The 13,085-nt window shown below is 61.7% G+C and carries 24 protein-coding genes; 2 read left to right on the top strand and 22 right to left on the bottom strand.

Going from position 1 to position 13,085, the window contains the following annotated elements:
• Positions 1 to 10 precede the first annotated feature (10 nt).
• The 20 genes from D8Z78_RS05995 to D8Z78_RS05910 form a co-directional block, all read right to left on the bottom strand.
• Positions 11 to 889 (bottom strand): DUF5131 family protein, encoded by an 879-nt coding sequence (locus tag D8Z78_RS05995; protein ID WP_240672007.1) that lies wholly within the window; start codon positions 887 to 889, stop codon positions 11 to 13.
• A 39-nt stretch (positions 890 to 928) separates the two neighbouring features.
• The gene (locus D8Z78_RS05990) at positions 929 to 1,303 is read right to left on the bottom strand and encodes a helix-turn-helix domain-containing protein (protein WP_128910677.1); all 375 of its coding nucleotides are present in this window, start codon (positions 1,301 to 1,303) and stop codon (positions 929 to 931) included.
• Positions 1,300 to 1,563 carry a hypothetical protein gene (locus tag D8Z78_RS05985; RefSeq protein ID WP_128910676.1) on the bottom strand — a complete coding sequence of 88 codons (264 nt, stop codon included), beginning with the start codon at positions 1,561 to 1,563 and terminating at the stop codon, positions 1,300 to 1,302. The genes D8Z78_RS05990 and D8Z78_RS05985 overlap by 4 nt, the downstream gene beginning before the upstream one ends.
• Positions 1,560 to 2,012, bottom strand: coding sequence for a gp16 family protein (locus tag D8Z78_RS05980; RefSeq protein WP_128910675.1), 453 nt, complete (start codon positions 2,010 to 2,012; stop codon positions 1,560 to 1,562). The genes D8Z78_RS05985 and D8Z78_RS05980 overlap by 4 nt, the downstream gene beginning before the upstream one ends.
• Positions 2,009 to 2,191 carry a hypothetical protein gene (locus D8Z78_RS05975; protein ID WP_128910674.1) on the bottom strand — a complete coding sequence of 61 codons (183 nt, stop codon included), beginning with the start codon at positions 2,189 to 2,191 and terminating at the stop codon, positions 2,009 to 2,011. The genes D8Z78_RS05980 and D8Z78_RS05975 overlap by 4 nt, the downstream gene beginning before the upstream one ends.
• A gap of 4 nt (positions 2,192 to 2,195) precedes the next feature.
• Positions 2,196 to 2,843 carry a DUF3164 family protein gene (locus D8Z78_RS05970; protein ID WP_128910673.1) on the bottom strand — a complete coding sequence of 216 codons (648 nt, stop codon included), beginning with the start codon at positions 2,841 to 2,843 and terminating at the stop codon, positions 2,196 to 2,198.
• On the bottom strand, positions 2,836 to 3,228 hold the full coding sequence (locus D8Z78_RS05965; protein WP_128910672.1) for a hypothetical protein: 393 nt from the start codon (positions 3,226 to 3,228) through the stop codon (positions 2,836 to 2,838). Before D8Z78_RS05965 ends, D8Z78_RS05970 begins: the two co-directional genes overlap by 8 nt.
• Positions 3,228 to 3,776: a hypothetical protein gene (locus D8Z78_RS05960; protein WP_128910671.1), complete on the bottom strand. Its 549-nt coding sequence runs from the start codon at positions 3,774 to 3,776 to the stop codon at positions 3,228 to 3,230. The genes D8Z78_RS05965 and D8Z78_RS05960 overlap by 1 nt, the downstream gene beginning before the upstream one ends.
• Positions 3,773 to 4,519 (bottom strand): AAA family ATPase, encoded by a 747-nt coding sequence (locus tag D8Z78_RS05955; protein WP_128910670.1) that lies wholly within the window; start codon positions 4,517 to 4,519, stop codon positions 3,773 to 3,775. Before D8Z78_RS05955 ends, D8Z78_RS05960 begins: the two co-directional genes overlap by 4 nt.
• A gap of 10 nt (positions 4,520 to 4,529) precedes the next feature.
• Entirely contained in the window at positions 4,530 to 6,632 is a 2,103-nt protein-coding gene (locus D8Z78_RS05950) for a transposase domain-containing protein (protein WP_128910669.1), read from the bottom strand.
• Positions 6,629 to 7,183, bottom strand: coding sequence for a hypothetical protein (locus D8Z78_RS05945; protein WP_128910668.1), 555 nt, complete (start codon positions 7,181 to 7,183; stop codon positions 6,629 to 6,631). The genes D8Z78_RS05950 and D8Z78_RS05945 overlap by 4 nt, the downstream gene beginning before the upstream one ends.
• On the bottom strand, positions 7,176 to 8,051 hold the full coding sequence (locus D8Z78_RS05940; protein WP_128910667.1) for a ParB N-terminal domain-containing protein: 876 nt from the start codon (positions 8,049 to 8,051) through the stop codon (positions 7,176 to 7,178). The genes D8Z78_RS05945 and D8Z78_RS05940 overlap by 8 nt, the downstream gene beginning before the upstream one ends.
• A complete protein-coding gene (locus tag D8Z78_RS05935) occupies positions 8,044 to 8,277 on the bottom strand; it encodes a hypothetical protein (protein WP_128910666.1) in 234 nt (77 codons plus the stop codon). Before D8Z78_RS05935 ends, D8Z78_RS05940 begins: the two co-directional genes overlap by 8 nt.
• A gap of 1 nt (position 8,278) precedes the next feature.
• Complete coding sequence (locus tag D8Z78_RS05930) at positions 8,279 to 8,569, bottom strand: hypothetical protein (RefSeq protein WP_128910665.1); 291 nt, start codon at positions 8,567 to 8,569, stop codon at positions 8,279 to 8,281.
• On the bottom strand, positions 8,562 to 8,861 hold the full coding sequence (locus D8Z78_RS05925; protein ID WP_128910664.1) for a hypothetical protein: 300 nt from the start codon (positions 8,859 to 8,861) through the stop codon (positions 8,562 to 8,564). The genes D8Z78_RS05930 and D8Z78_RS05925 overlap by 8 nt, the downstream gene beginning before the upstream one ends.
• A gap of 11 nt (positions 8,862 to 8,872) precedes the next feature.
• Positions 8,873 to 9,154 carry a hypothetical protein gene (locus D8Z78_RS05920; RefSeq protein WP_128910663.1) on the bottom strand — a complete coding sequence of 94 codons (282 nt, stop codon included), beginning with the start codon at positions 9,152 to 9,154 and terminating at the stop codon, positions 8,873 to 8,875.
• A complete protein-coding gene (locus tag D8Z78_RS05915; protein WP_128910662.1) occupies positions 9,154 to 9,342 on the bottom strand; it encodes a hypothetical protein in 189 nt (62 codons plus the stop codon). The genes D8Z78_RS05920 and D8Z78_RS05915 overlap by 1 nt, the downstream gene beginning before the upstream one ends.
• Positions 9,342 to 9,512, bottom strand: a complete 171-nt coding sequence (locus D8Z78_RS24525; protein ID WP_164932894.1) for a hypothetical protein — start codon at positions 9,510 to 9,512, stop codon at positions 9,342 to 9,344. The genes D8Z78_RS05915 and D8Z78_RS24525 overlap by 1 nt, the downstream gene beginning before the upstream one ends.
• 74 nt (positions 9,513 to 9,586) lie before the next feature.
• On the bottom strand, positions 9,587 to 9,925 hold the full coding sequence (locus tag D8Z78_RS24830; RefSeq protein ID WP_206169640.1) for a hypothetical protein: 339 nt from the start codon (positions 9,923 to 9,925) through the stop codon (positions 9,587 to 9,589).
• Positions 9,925 to 10,362, bottom strand: a complete 438-nt coding sequence (locus D8Z78_RS05910; RefSeq protein WP_128910661.1) for a hypothetical protein — start codon at positions 10,360 to 10,362, stop codon at positions 9,925 to 9,927. The genes D8Z78_RS24830 and D8Z78_RS05910 overlap by 1 nt, the downstream gene beginning before the upstream one ends.
• 465 nt (positions 10,363 to 10,827) lie before the next feature.
• Here D8Z78_RS05910 and D8Z78_RS05900 point away from each other — a divergent pair, with 465 nt between their 5' ends.
• Together D8Z78_RS05900 and D8Z78_RS05895 are read left to right on the top strand one after the other, a co-directional pair.
• Positions 10,828 to 11,496 (top strand): hypothetical protein, encoded by a 669-nt coding sequence (locus tag D8Z78_RS05900; protein ID WP_128910660.1) that lies wholly within the window; start codon positions 10,828 to 10,830, stop codon positions 11,494 to 11,496.
• Positions 11,497 to 11,523: 27 nt separating this feature from the next.
• The gene (locus tag D8Z78_RS05895) at positions 11,524 to 12,042 is read left to right on the top strand and encodes a phage minor head protein (protein ID WP_206169639.1); all 519 of its coding nucleotides are present in this window, start codon (positions 11,524 to 11,526) and stop codon (positions 12,040 to 12,042) included.
• On the opposite strand, the gene D8Z78_RS05890 is transcribed toward D8Z78_RS05895, so the two are convergent.
• Together D8Z78_RS05890 and D8Z78_RS05885 are read right to left on the bottom strand one after the other, a co-directional pair.
• Positions 12,007 to 12,507, bottom strand: coding sequence for a DUF1643 domain-containing protein (locus tag D8Z78_RS05890; RefSeq protein WP_206169638.1), 501 nt, complete (start codon positions 12,505 to 12,507; stop codon positions 12,007 to 12,009). The genes D8Z78_RS05895 and D8Z78_RS05890 overlap by 36 nt on opposite strands.
• The gene (locus tag D8Z78_RS05885; RefSeq protein WP_128910658.1) at positions 12,504 to 12,809 is read right to left on the bottom strand and encodes a hypothetical protein; all 306 of its coding nucleotides are present in this window, start codon (positions 12,807 to 12,809) and stop codon (positions 12,504 to 12,506) included. Before D8Z78_RS05885 ends, D8Z78_RS05890 begins: the two co-directional genes overlap by 4 nt.
• Between the last annotated feature and the right edge of the window lie 276 nt (positions 12,810 to 13,085).

Below are 13,085 nucleotides of genomic sequence, written 5' to 3'. Positions count from 1 at the left end.
ATGAGTTAGGCTAGTATGCATTCCCTAAATTCGGCAACCCATCGTGCTCGATACCACCCAGCAATCGACCTGCCGCTTTTTTCCCGATGCGCACCATCATTGTACCATCATCAGCGACCTGCCTTTTTCTGGCGGGAAGATCATGTCCGTCGCCCGGTGCCCAGTCTCCCCACTGTTTGAAATGAAAAGCAACCCCATGGCGCGTGCATTGCTCACGGAGTTCGGTGAACCACTTTGGACAAGCCGGTCGAGCCTTCGGACCACTTTCACCGCCAGTAATGACCCAATTGATAGTTGAGCCCAACCAAGGTTCGATGGCCAAAGGACCCAATAGCGGCTCAGCTGATATGAACCGAACCTTGGCCGGAACTTGCGCCAAGAGTGGCAAAAGTTCCTCTGCACGGCTCTGCAGTTCAACTGTGGTGCCCAACCAAACGTGTTTGGGCCAATCGTCGCCCCACTTTGCTAGACGACCCACATTTTGGGGCCTCTTGGTCAGTAGAAGCCAGTCCAAATTCGGCGTTGCTTCAATGAGATCGAAGAGCCGCTCACGATGCGGAATGAGCTCGTCTCTATCTTCAAAGACATCGGCCATTGATGCGCAAAAAACCCGCGGACGTGTTGCTTGTTCAGCCGCCTCCCGGTTCCACTTCAAAGGCTGCCGCCAATGGGCTTCGCTCATGGTACGACGCTGTTGCTTTGGTCCCCAGACATCCTGACCAACGCGCTTTGCCCAAGTTTCAGCGTAACAATGCTTGCAAGCTTCAGAGACCTTGGTACATCCCCACCAAGGATTGAACGTATGCGTCGTCCACTCAATTTTTGAATTGGCTCCCAAGGACGCCTCCCAATGTTGATAAGTGTTCTTGCATAGTTCTGCAGGCTTCAAAAGGCCGTATGGATCACGTTTTAGGATGCCTTGATCGGCTCAGAACAACGAAAGCTGGTCAGGATCAGGGGGCGGCTTGATGTCGCCGGCCTCGCGCAGGATGCGCTTGACGTTGGTGCTCGACGTCTTGAGTGCGCGGCAAATTTGGCCCACGGACAGACCCTCGGCATGCAGGGCGCGGATCAACCAGGGCTTGGGGATCGGGATCTCGACCCGGTTCTCTGGCATGCGGGCGCCCAGAGCGCGCAGGCGCTCCGGGCCAATGAGTTGCTCGGCAGCGGACTTGCCCGCCGGATCATTCGGAAAGTAGATGGGCGAGCCGCCGAACATGATCAGGAACGAGATCGCCAGCTCGTGCCCCAGGACCTCGATGTAGGGATCGAGGTGTGCAGGATGGCGGGGATAGTTGGTCATTCCTCCGCCCTCTCACGCCGCGGGCGGCGCGGCCCGGGGCGCGGATTGTTCTGCTGCCAGGCCGTCGTCACCACATCGTTGTCGCCCAGGGCAAAGCGCACTCCGTCGACGATCACAGCATTCATGCCGGTCAAATCGCCGGTTGCTTGGTCGATCCGGTGGCCAAGCTCCCGCCGCAACGTCTCGACGTCCAGCTGCATGGCGCGTTCCATGTAGCGCAGCAGGGCGTGATCGCTGACGGTGTGGCGGGGCTTCTTCATTGGCCGATCCTGTCCCAGTCGAAGTCGGGCACGTCGCGCCGCACCCATTCCTTCAGAGCCTTGAGAACGTCGTTGATCTGCTTGTTCTCGCCCAGCTGGTCGACATCGACCGGGACGAAGCCCCAGGCTTTGCCGAACCGCTTCTGGATGAAGGCGTTCAGCCCCCTGCGGGTCGGGTCGTTCAGCTGACCGGCGTTGCCCAGAGCCGCCCAAAGCACGTGGATCAGGCGGATATCGGCGCGCGGGGCCCGGCGCTGTTTGCCCCGCTTTGAAGAGGGCTTGAAGCCCCGCTTCTTGAGCTCGTCCAGAACCGACTGGCGCTCGGCCTCGGTCATGTCTTTCAGGCTGCCCTTGCCCACGACCTGAAGCTGCAGTGCCTTGCGCGTGTCGTCGTCAAGCCCGAGCTGCTTGCAGCCGACCATGATCTTGGGGATCAGCGAGGCGGTCATTGGTCCTCTGCCTCCTTCCGCTTGATGATCGCGTCGACAGCGTCCCGGGTCTCGGCCTCAAACAGCTCGAACTTGAACGCCTCGTCGGCAAAGCGGCGGCGCAGCCAGCGGCACAGCAACCAGCCCCCCGCCAGCACCGCCCAGGTGATGTTAAAGATAGCGACCCAGATCCAGACCATCGCCCTACGCCTTCGCCAGATCGACGGTGATCGCCTGCCATTCGGCCTGCGCGTCGGCCCGGCGGTAGAAGCGCATGTAGGTCTTCGAGCCCACGGCGCGCTCGGCGTCCGTGATCGCCTTCATCGCGCGCTGCCAGCGCTCGTCCTCGATGTCGAGCTTCTTCAACGCCAGCAGCTCGTCGCGGTTGATCTTGCCTTCCTTGTCAGTGTTGAAGGCGCTTTCGATGATCCGGCGGATTTCCGGGCGGGCGTCCGAGGACCATTCGGTCAGGCACTCATCGACAAGGCTCTTGGCAATCTGCAGCTCGGGGCCGTAGTCATAGTGCTTCGCAACCTGAACAGTGACCTTCAGGGTGCCGTCGAAGCTGGTGAAGGTCATGTTGCCGACCTTACCGCCGCGCGCCTCGTCATATTCCTGACGAAGGATCGCGAGGAAGTCTTGCACATCCTCGAAGCAATGCCCCTTGAAGCGGGCCACCTGGGAGCTCAGCCCGTCGGCGAAATGGATGATCTTGCGGACCAGTTCGTCCTGCAGCTGGTCCTGCGGCTTGACCATCTCGACGGGCGTCAGACGGCCCATGGCATCGGCCATGTAGGCCTTGCCGTGCTGTTCGATGATCCCGGTCGGGATGGTAGGAGACTGCTCAGTCATTGTGGGTGTCCTCTTCGGTGTGAAGTGTCGTTTCCTTGACGTGAACCGGGCACTTTTTGCAGGCCCGGAACATGGTGATGTTGAGAGAATTGGCACCCGAGAAGGTGCCCGCCTTGGCCCGCCACTTGCGGCAGGTCTGCTTGCCGATCTCGCCCAGCACCGGGCAGGACAGCGTTTCCTTCATGAGCGTCCCGCGCACGAGGTCCTCGATCCGGGTCATGTCGCCTGTGTATTTGGCCGACAGCACGCCCGACACGAGCGAGGCACTGACGCCCAACAGGCCAGCCACCTTGTTCTGGCTGCTGCGGTCCGCTTCGGAACCCAACGCCAGAACCCAATCCGGGGCAGATCCCCAAGCCTCTCTCGCCTTGTCCAGATGGCCCATCACGACACCCCCGGATCGAGCGGCAGGAACTTGTCCTCGTTCTGGTCGAGCACGCCGACGACGCGCTTGATGAGCGGGGCGCGAGGGCCAGTGTTGATAACCAACCTATACTTGGCCGGACGCACCCGATGAATGGCGGTCTGGTGAACAGCCAGATACCCGGCCTTGAGCAACTGGCGGCAGTATGTGCGCGCCTGCGCCTCGGTCACGGTGACATCCGCCGTGATGGCATGTTCGGCGATGTCGAGCGCTGAGAAGTCGGTCCGAAGCTGGCGCATCGCCCGCCACATGTTGGCCTCGGGGGAACGATCCTTGGCAGGAGCCGGAAGGTCGTTTTCAACTGGCAAAGCACCCTTGGGGGCATACCAACGCAATGTGCCCTCGACACGCATCTCGTCGATCCGACCGCCATGCACCCAGCGCTTGATGAAATCGCGCGCGGTGTTGTCATTGATGCCTTTGGCGACAAGTGTCTGACGCGAGAACTCGGCAAGGCCTTTGACCTTGTCCCACGCCTCGCGCTCCATCTGTGAACGGAACGGGTTCATGCCGCCCCCCGCTTGTCACCGCGCAGACCATGCACCTGGGCGCTGACCGGCCCGATAGTGTGCAGCTTGACCTTGTTCAGCATCTGACGATCGACGATCCGCGTGCCCTTGGCCAACGCCGCCTGCTGGATGCGCTCGCAGTTGATGCGGATCTTGCGGGCCGATCCGCCGGTGGCCTCGAGCAGGTCAGACAGGATGTCGTCTGGGATCTCGCACCGCTCCGCGTAGATGGTCGCGAGTGCGCGGGCATCCGACAGGTTGCAGGGCACCGTCTCGGTGCTGACCAGGACGCGGTCATAGATGTTTGGATACTTGGTCAGAGTGCTTTCGAGCTTGGGTTCCCCGACCAGGATCATCGGCGACTGGCAGGTGTTGAAGATGTCACGCGCCGCGCCCATCATCTTGCCCTTTGCCAGATACTGAGCGTCGTCGATAACCAGCATGCCGTCAGACAGCAAAAGCGCCTCAGCGATCTTCTTGATCTTGGCAAAAGGCGTGCCGCGCAGGTCGCGGATGCCCAGTTCCGAGCCGATCTCCGTCAGCATGTCGGACAGCACCCACGTTTCCTTCGCTTCGACCACGGTCGCGCCGTAGACGTTGGCAACGAGCGTCGTGGCCGAGGTCTTGCCCGCGCCATGTTCGCCGAAAAACAGCCCGATCCCGGGGCCTCGGGTGGTGACCTGTTCGGCCATATCCATCAGCAAAGCCACATTCTGCAGCGATGCGAGACGACTGATATTCATGCTCTTGTCCTCACTCTTTGCTCGACAGGGCGCGGTGCATCTTGAGCTGCGACCTGAATTCGCTGGACTGGGTGTATTCCGACAGCCAGTCCGCCTGTTCTGCGGTCAGCGGATGTCCCGCCTCCTGCAATTCCTGAAGCTCCAGCGCCCGTGCGAAGTCCGCCTGCGGGTCGCGTTCCGGCTCGACAGCAGCGCGCCGCGCCTCGATCTTGGTGATGGTTGCGCTGATCCGCTCGGCATCCTCAGAGGGCAGCGCAGCCTTGCGGCGACCGCCCTTGGGCGCGGCGCGGTGTATCTTGGGCATGCGGACCACTTCGGCCTCGGGCAGCCCATCGTCCGGGATGTCCTGACCAGCGGCACGCAGCTTGGCAGCGACCTCGGCGGCGCTGATCTTGCGTTCGATCTTGGCCGCCTCCTTGGTCGCGCGCTCGAAGGCCCGCTTGTCGCGCTTGTGCTCTTTGGCGGCGGCAACGTCGAAAAACTTGCCCTTCACCAGTGCCGGAGCTTCGCCGAGAAAGGTGCCATCCATGGCATAGACGAACAGGCCCGCATGCAGATCATCCGGATCGAAGCGCACGGTGACTTTCTCGCCCGCGATCTGGTACATCCATTCGGCCCAATAGCGGGTCTCGTAGATCTTGATCTCGCCGTTCTTGCGATCGGCCTTCACGCCTTCGCCCCGCATCAGCCAGATGCGCGCCTGCTCAGCCGTCGGTTTGCGGATCGGCGCGTTGGAGTAAGAGCTGTTGAACACCTCGTCAAAGGATCGCTTGTTGGCCACTTCGGACCGCCGCCCGCGCCGCGCATTGTGCGCCGCGATCTCGACATCGAGCACCTTCTTGAACTGCTCAAGCGGGATCGCGCGATCCTCATAGTTCTCGGGCTTGGCCTGTGTGTTCGGCCCGGTATAGGCGCCCACGAATTCCGGATGCATCGCCACGCGCTGGCAAAGGTCCTTGAAGGCGCGCTCGATCGGCTTGGCCTGACCCCAGCCCGGGGTCGCGAAATGCACCTGAATGCCGAGCAGCGGGAACAAGCCCAGCACGTCATCATCCTTGATCTTGAAGCGGTGGCGATGCTCGACCTGCCCGGTCATCACCTTGTTGACGAACTCATGGCCGTTATCGAGCAACACATGCGTCGGGATGCCATAGCGGCGCACCATGTCGCCGAAGGCCAGCTGAACCGTGTGGCTGTTGGCCGTCTCGGACAGGCGGTAGGTCAGAAACTTGCCCGAATAGATGTCCGAGATCGCGATCATCTGGATGCGGCCCACGCGCCCATCTGGGAAGCGGATGAACACGTCGAACTTGTGATAGTCCGCCTGCACCCCTTCGAGCGCGGTCATATAAGTCTTGTCGCGGGTCTGGTGCGGGAAGTAGCGGGCCAGCGCATGCGCGCCCTTCTTCAGGAAGATCTGCACATGCTTCGGCACCGTCGCGTCGATGATCCGGCGCACCTGATGGATCTGCGGCACCGGGATGCCCTCTTTCAGCGCGATCCGTTCAGCCCATTCAAAGGCCGCAGTCAGGGGCGCGGGCGACTGTTGGAAGTAGCTGCCCTTGACCAGGTCCATGAACCGTTCATCGACCTTGACCTTGCGGCCCTTGGCCCCACCAGGACGCGGGGCGAGATAGGCAAGGCGATCCTCGCGCGCCACGCCCTCGACCAACGCCAGCCAGTTCCAGATGGTCTTTTCGCTGGTGTTGATCTGGGTCGAGACCGCGCGCACTGCCTCGGTCCGGGTCAGCCCGATCCCTTCCAGATCGTCGATCTCGCGCAGGGCGTTCAGGCGGGTTTCGGCCTTGGCCTTGGCGGTGCTTTTCAGCCCCTCGAACTCGGCCCAGACCTGCTCGCGCGGGCGCGGGCCGTCCGGTGCTTTCGGAGACTGCATCAGGGACGTCTTGGCCCGGATCGGGAAAAGGCTCACGTGGTATTCCATCCCGCCGCCCCGGCCCGCCCGGCGGCGCGCCTTGCCCGGCATGCTGGCCCAGCCCTCGCGCTTGGCCATGATCTGCACGGCGCGCGCGGTGGTCGGCATGTCGGGCAGGCCCGCCTCGGCGATCTCCGAGGCGCTCCACCAGGTCTGGGAAGGGGCGGCAGGATGGGTCACGTGTCGGCTCCCATCCAATCGATGTTGCAGTGATCAACGGAAAAGGTCAGCGCACAGACCATGGGGTTGCTGCCCCAGCCGTAGCCGCGCCCCTCATTCAAGCTGTTCCAAAGGCTTCGAAACCCAACGCGGTAAGGGGTTGTCGGCAGACCGCGTTCCGGGGCAACGTCCAATGCGGGCTCTTGAGCAGGCGCTCCTTCGGCTTCGGCATCCGCTTCGCTGATGTCTTGAACCCTTTGGACGCGGACATCTGTCACGGTCAGCGTGATACGACTGTGCTTACGCGGCATATGGATCGACGGGTTCCACCCCGAGAAGGGAGGAACAGCAAGCCCATTGGTCGCTCGGAACTTGACCTTGATCAGGCCGGCAAGTCCTGACGGTGTGTCAAAGCCAAAGCACTCACGCACCCACAACCGGTCTCCCCGTCGATACAGCGGCGATTGAAAACCATCCAAAGTAGGCTTCAAAACCCTTCGCGTCTGAGTTTTGCGACCGTGGAGAAGGGCGCGGATCATTGGATCACTGAAGAGAATGGGGCGATCAGTCATGGTCGCCCTCCATTTCGGAGCGCATCTTGGCAACTTCCTCTTCTTCCATTTCAGCCAGCAGCAACCCAACCTGATTGCCGTGCTCTTCAAGGAAGCGGCGCTTGGCAGCCTTGCTGGCGCGCAGCCAGGCATCGGCGAGGCGCGAGAACTCGGCATCGGTGGCATTGCGAGGCGCCGGGGCTTCGCCGCGATCTGCGCGGTAGGCCTTGCGTGCAGCGCTGGCCTTCTTGACCTCACCACGCGCCAAAGCCTCGATCACGTAGTAGCGCTCTCCAGTCTCGGTAATCTTCGACAGCTCCGACAGATCGTTGAGTTGGACAGGGTGAGGCGCGTTGGCCAAGCGGCGGTATTCATCCGGCCCCAGCTTCTCGCCGGCACTCATAAGGCGGTATACATGCCGGGGCGTGATTCCCCGTTCGGCAGCGATGGTTTGTGCAAGTGACACGGATGTCAGTTGCTCATTCCAGCGTGCCGACGCCGCAGCATATCCTTGCTTGGCCTCAGGATTTAGGCGCTGATAAGTTTCGCGGCGGCGTGCCAGAAAATAGGAAAGTTGGATGGCGGTCAGCCTTTGACCAGCCAAGTTGCCGTCAATCTCCAGCATTCTCGCCTCGTCATCCGAGCAGCGGATGACATCGCAGGGGATCATGGCCTCGCCCAACTCACGCATGGCGGTCAGACGATGCGCACCGTCCAGCACGCAATCCCCCTTCTTCGTCCGGCGCACCACGATGCGCCCGACAAAGCCGTTGGCCGATATGGTCTCTTTCAGGGTCTCCACCCCGTCGGGCGAGACATCCCGCAGGCGTGCGGTGATCTCGATCTGATCCACCGGCAGTTCCGTCACTGTAGTAAGACGTTCAATCACGTCGCGGTCCCTTCGTCATTTTGTAGAACCAGCGCGGCTCGCCATCGACGAAGCGCTTGGTGCAGTCGATCACCGCGCCGTTCGGGCGCAGTTCGGACACGCAGGTGCCCGGTGCGGGGGCCTTGGCCCGCCGCATGATCTCGTAGGTCGAATGCTCCTTGCCGTCGGAAAGGACCTTCAACACGCGCTGCAACCGGGCGCTTCTGAGGGCGGATGCCGCGTTCATGTCAGCTGCTCCGGAACCGGACGCGGCGCCCGGTGCTCTGGTGAATGCCGCAATCGTCGACCATGGCGCGATGGCGATTGCACATACGGTGGTGCGGCCCTTCGCTCTCGAACGTGGCGGTGCAGCCATGGGCGAGGCACACGCGGGTCTTTTGCGCGTCCTTCCGGGTCAGCTCATCAACCTTGATCTCGGCCAGAGCCTTGATGTTGACCAGTCCGCTCTTGGGTTGCCCACGGTGATCGATCACACGGTAGTGACCGCCCTCCTGAACGATGCGATATCGCTCAGCCATTGCACTGCCCCGCCGCGAAGTTGCCAAGCCACTCCGGCGCACGAGTTGTGACCACGTCCGCCGCCAGCAGCCGTTCCAACCGACCCAGATGGCCGTCCAGGTCGAGGCGCTGCAGATCGGCCATGACCCCGTCGGTCAGCTGGTCGATGACCCGACCGTGACAGTGCGCCTCGTCGTCATCGCCGTGACGGTCGGCACAGCGCAGCATGGCTTCACGCTCGCGCAACTGCTGCAAGCGATCGCGGGTGCGACGAACCGTGCTGGCATCGGAAATGGCGTTGGGAATGGGCATTGAACGCTCCTTCAAGACAAGAAGAACAGGGGGAAGAAGATGACCGAACCGATCATCCAGAGGACGAGGCAGGCCGCCCCGATCACGTCGCCATAAAGGCCCGTGTCGTGGCGCTCCTCGAAGGTCGTGATCCAGTCCCACGCCGCCCTCAGGGAGGAGGAGAGAGGGCGGCGCGGGCGCCCCTGCAGCGCAGGGGAACCGGGCGAGAGCTGCTCGTGAGTGGTGGCCTTGCCTGCCAACTCGCCCGGGAAGTCGAAATTTTCGATATGGATGAAGGGGGCCTCGTCGCGCATCACTCGTCGACCTCCGGGAACAGGATCACGCCTGCCAGCCAGCAGGGCAGAACCACCGGCCAGCATCCAAGCGTGACGATCACGAAAAGCACGATCAGCGGCCAGCTGCGCAGCACCCGGCGCAGGTCCTCGGCCAGAACGATCAGCGCGGCGGTCACGATGCCGCCCAGCAGATACCAGCCCAGCATCACAGCGCCTCCGCGTTGCCGGTCTTGGCACCGGAGCTGTAGGATGACGGCGACTCGCCAAGGGAGGCCGCGATGCAGACGACATTCCTGTCGAACCGCAACCCGGACAGCATGGAGCCGCCGCTGATGATGATCTGGCGGTCCGCGCTATACTCCGAAGTCTGCGACATCGAAGACAGACTGTTTGCAGCCCCGGCGCAAACAGCACCGGAGGACACGACGGACGAAGACGACTGGCTCGCGTTCATGGACGGCTTCCTTTCCAGAATTCCGCCCGCGGCGCTGACCGTGTCCGACGTCCGGTGGGACCAGCTGCCGCCATCACCTTGCGCACAAGCCCTTCGGCGGCGTTTACGGCAGTGCCAATCCGCGCTTGGACCGCTGCCCAAGCCGGGTCCAGATTGGCATCCGTCAGGAGCAATTCTGCCATCTCACGCAGTTCTTCTTCCGATGCGCCTGCGACAAAGGCTCGAATGCCTTCTGGACTTTCAATCCTTGCCCATGGTCTGGGTGCGGGCGCTGCCTCTGAATGAGGAACCCGTGACGGCACATCGACCACCGCCGCCTTCGTGATATCCGACATCAGTTCTGCTCCTGTGTCTGGGGATTGGGACGGGGGGTGGAGATTGGCCAGGCGAGGTCCTCGGGCCAGATGGCGGAGAAGAACTCGCGCACGATCATAGCCGTCAGCGGGTGCATCCCGACCGAGCCGCGCCGCGAACGATCAATAGCGGAGGCAACACGGCGGGCGATGGCCTCCCGGCTCCACCGCCACTGATACATCGGGCCATTGTAAGGCCAAAGCTCGCCACACGTTGGCACCGCCTGACCGGTCGCTGCTGTATAGGCCTGATCCAGGGCGCGCACGGCCTGTGCTGCTTCGCGCGTCTTGTCGCTCTGCGGACGTGGCCGCACCGGCGCATACGCCCTCACGGCCATGTTCAAGGCGGCAATCTCGGATCTGGTACCCGCCAAAAGGTCGCGCAATTCGGGGCGCATCTTGCAGAAGGGAACCGCCATCACGCCGCCCCCCGCTTGGGGTCAGCCGCGACAGGGCGCGGGATGTCCGAGGGCCATTCGAGGTCCTCGGGCCAGTTCTCGGAGAACCAAGCCATGACCTTTCTCTCGGTCTTAGCATGGCACCCCGCTCCTTTCCGAAGGCGGTCAAAGAACTGACCGTCACCCCGGACAAGAAAGGCCGTGCGCCAATGGGTGATCCCATGGTGGGCCGAGTATGCATCACACAATGTGATGAGGGAGGTATATGGATCACTGCTCATACGCAGGATCATACATATCTATCTTACCATTGCAAGATAGATATTCCTTACTTTATGGAATCAGATTTATTTATCTTAATGTTCGTGCTTACTGGGGAGCATGAGCATGCTTACGAAAGAGCGAACGGACAGGTTCAAAGAGCGCTTTCTGGCGACAGTTACCGCTGCGCTGGATCGATCTGAGATGTCCGGACGCCAAGCATCTATGGCCGTAGTCGGTCATGACGGCTTGATCCGCGACATAAAGGCAGGTCGCTTGCCAAGCCCCGAAAAGATCGAGGCTTTATGCGAACTTCTGGGTCTCGACTTCTACATTGGCCCCCGCCGCCAACAGCCCGGCCCGCGCGGATTTGCCGAGGCCGCAGAGCCACTGATCCGCCCCACGCTGGATGGCCAGACAGAGGCGCTTCATCAGGGATATCTGCCGATCCCCTGGCATCGCGCCGACCTGCGGCATCGCGACCTGTCTCACCTCGCCATCGCCGCCGCCTGGATCGAAGAGCAGGAGCTCGACCTCGACAATCTTTTCGCGATCTCGATGCCAGACGACGCCATGGCCCCACAGATCCAACCCGACGAGGTGCTGCTACTCGACACCACCTTCACACCCGAGCCATCCCCGACGCTCTGCGCCGTATCAGAGGCAGGGCGCCTGCGCATCGGCTGGGTGATCCTCCCAAAGGCGGGCGCATGGGTGCAGTTCTACGCGCGCGCATTTACGCCGCCGCTTGTTCACCAGGCGAAAAAGGGTGCGACGGCCGAGTTTCTGGGTCGCATCGTGGGCCGCTTCGACACCCGCCCCGCACCACGTCTGAGCATCGAAGAAAGCCACCGCCTGCACGAGGTTGCAGACGGGCTGTTGAAGGGGCGTTGAAAGATGGCTTCACACGATATTTCGCCAATGGATATCGAAGCCTTCGAAGAACTGCTGGCCCAATGGCATAACCACGGCATTGATCGACTTCGGAAAGAAATGAGGGCGTTTGCCGACGAACATGATTGGAACGAACTGCTGGGCGTTTCCGACAAGAAGGAATTCGCTCGGCGCAGTCTCTTTTTGTATAGGCACTTTGTGCAAGCATCGTATCAGACGAACCACCGGACACAGCTTGCCGCCTTCGAAAAGGGTTGCTACGTCTATCGGTCAGGGAACTGCCCTTGCGAAGGGCACGCCGAACTCGATGGGGTTGTGGTACCGGCAGATCACAATTTCTGGAAGGATGCCTTGCCACCGAATGACTGGGATTGCGATTGCGACGTAAGCGGCGCGCGCTCTATTAGTGGCGCGGCTAGGCTGGGTGGCGATCCGGAGAAACCGATTTCCGATTTTCAACCGGCGCGAAGGTTCCAAGCGAACCACATTCCGTCATTGACGGATGCCCTGCTACACGTCTCGGGGAAAGACGTTGCGGATGTGTAGCTGAAGCCTCGCATCCCCTCGCACATACAGCGGATGCCTGGGTGCGCCCGAATTGGTTGCGCCCAGACAAAGAACCTCGACGCCCAACTTGTCGAGCAGCTCGGTCACCTCTCTCGCGCGACCCTCGGCCCTTCGATCCCCGCCCCAGGCGGCGATGATCGGCCCATCCGCCGCCAGTGCCGCCTCGTGGATCGCAGTGTCGGTCGCGCAGATGGCATTGTCCGCTTGGGCGAACATCTCGTCGGGTTTCGTGGCGCGCCAGGCGAACAGGTTCTCGACCCTCAGCGCGCCGCAGCCTTCCCGCTTCGCAAACCCGATGCAACGGCGGATCGTCGGGTCATCGACCTCGGCGTCTGCCGTGCTCGGGTTCAGCATGATGAACAGCGCCATCGGCCCCGACGCCCATCTGCGGGTCAAGGCATATCGATAGCGCCCGCAGTCAGAGACAACGGCGCTTGAGATCATTGGCGCGCCTTCATCCGCGCGATATCTGCCGCGATCTCTTCCGCGCTGCGTGGGGACTTGATGTCTTGATCTGAAACAGCGGACGCGGCCGGCGTTTCCACAAACTCCTTCGCAGGTGCCAAGGCATCGCGGATGTCCTTCAGATACCCCAGCGCCTCCGACGCGCCCAAGAAACCAATGCCGGTAAACGCGGCAGCGAACCCGACGACGAAGAACAGCGGTTCTCCCTCGCCAATCGCAAAGATGATGTTGATCGCGGAGAGTGCGAAAATCGCGAAAGCGGCATATTTCAGATATGTCATTGTCAAAATCCTCTGATCAGAACACACCAATGTTCGACCTCGATCAGACGTGCCGCAACCCCGAAAATCGTTTCGCAGTTCGACCATGGCGCTCCAGTGGTGTGTTGTGGCCTAAGTCACTGTTTTTCATAGTGGGAATGCGGTTCTGCGAAACGCACCTTAAACTGCGCAAACCATTTCGCAGTTCCGAAGCCTCTTGCCGGTCGTAATTGCCCCAATCAACACCCCGCGCACAGCCCGTTGAACCATATTTGAAAGGGCTTTCGGCACATCACG

This window comes from Tropicibacter alexandrii, from assembly GCF_003667315.2.
Lineage (GTDB): Bacteria > Pseudomonadota > Alphaproteobacteria > Rhodobacterales > Rhodobacteraceae > Tropicibacter > Tropicibacter alexandrii.
Note: the sequence above shows the minus strand (reverse complement) of the source record. Positions and strands in the feature narration are given on the sequence as shown.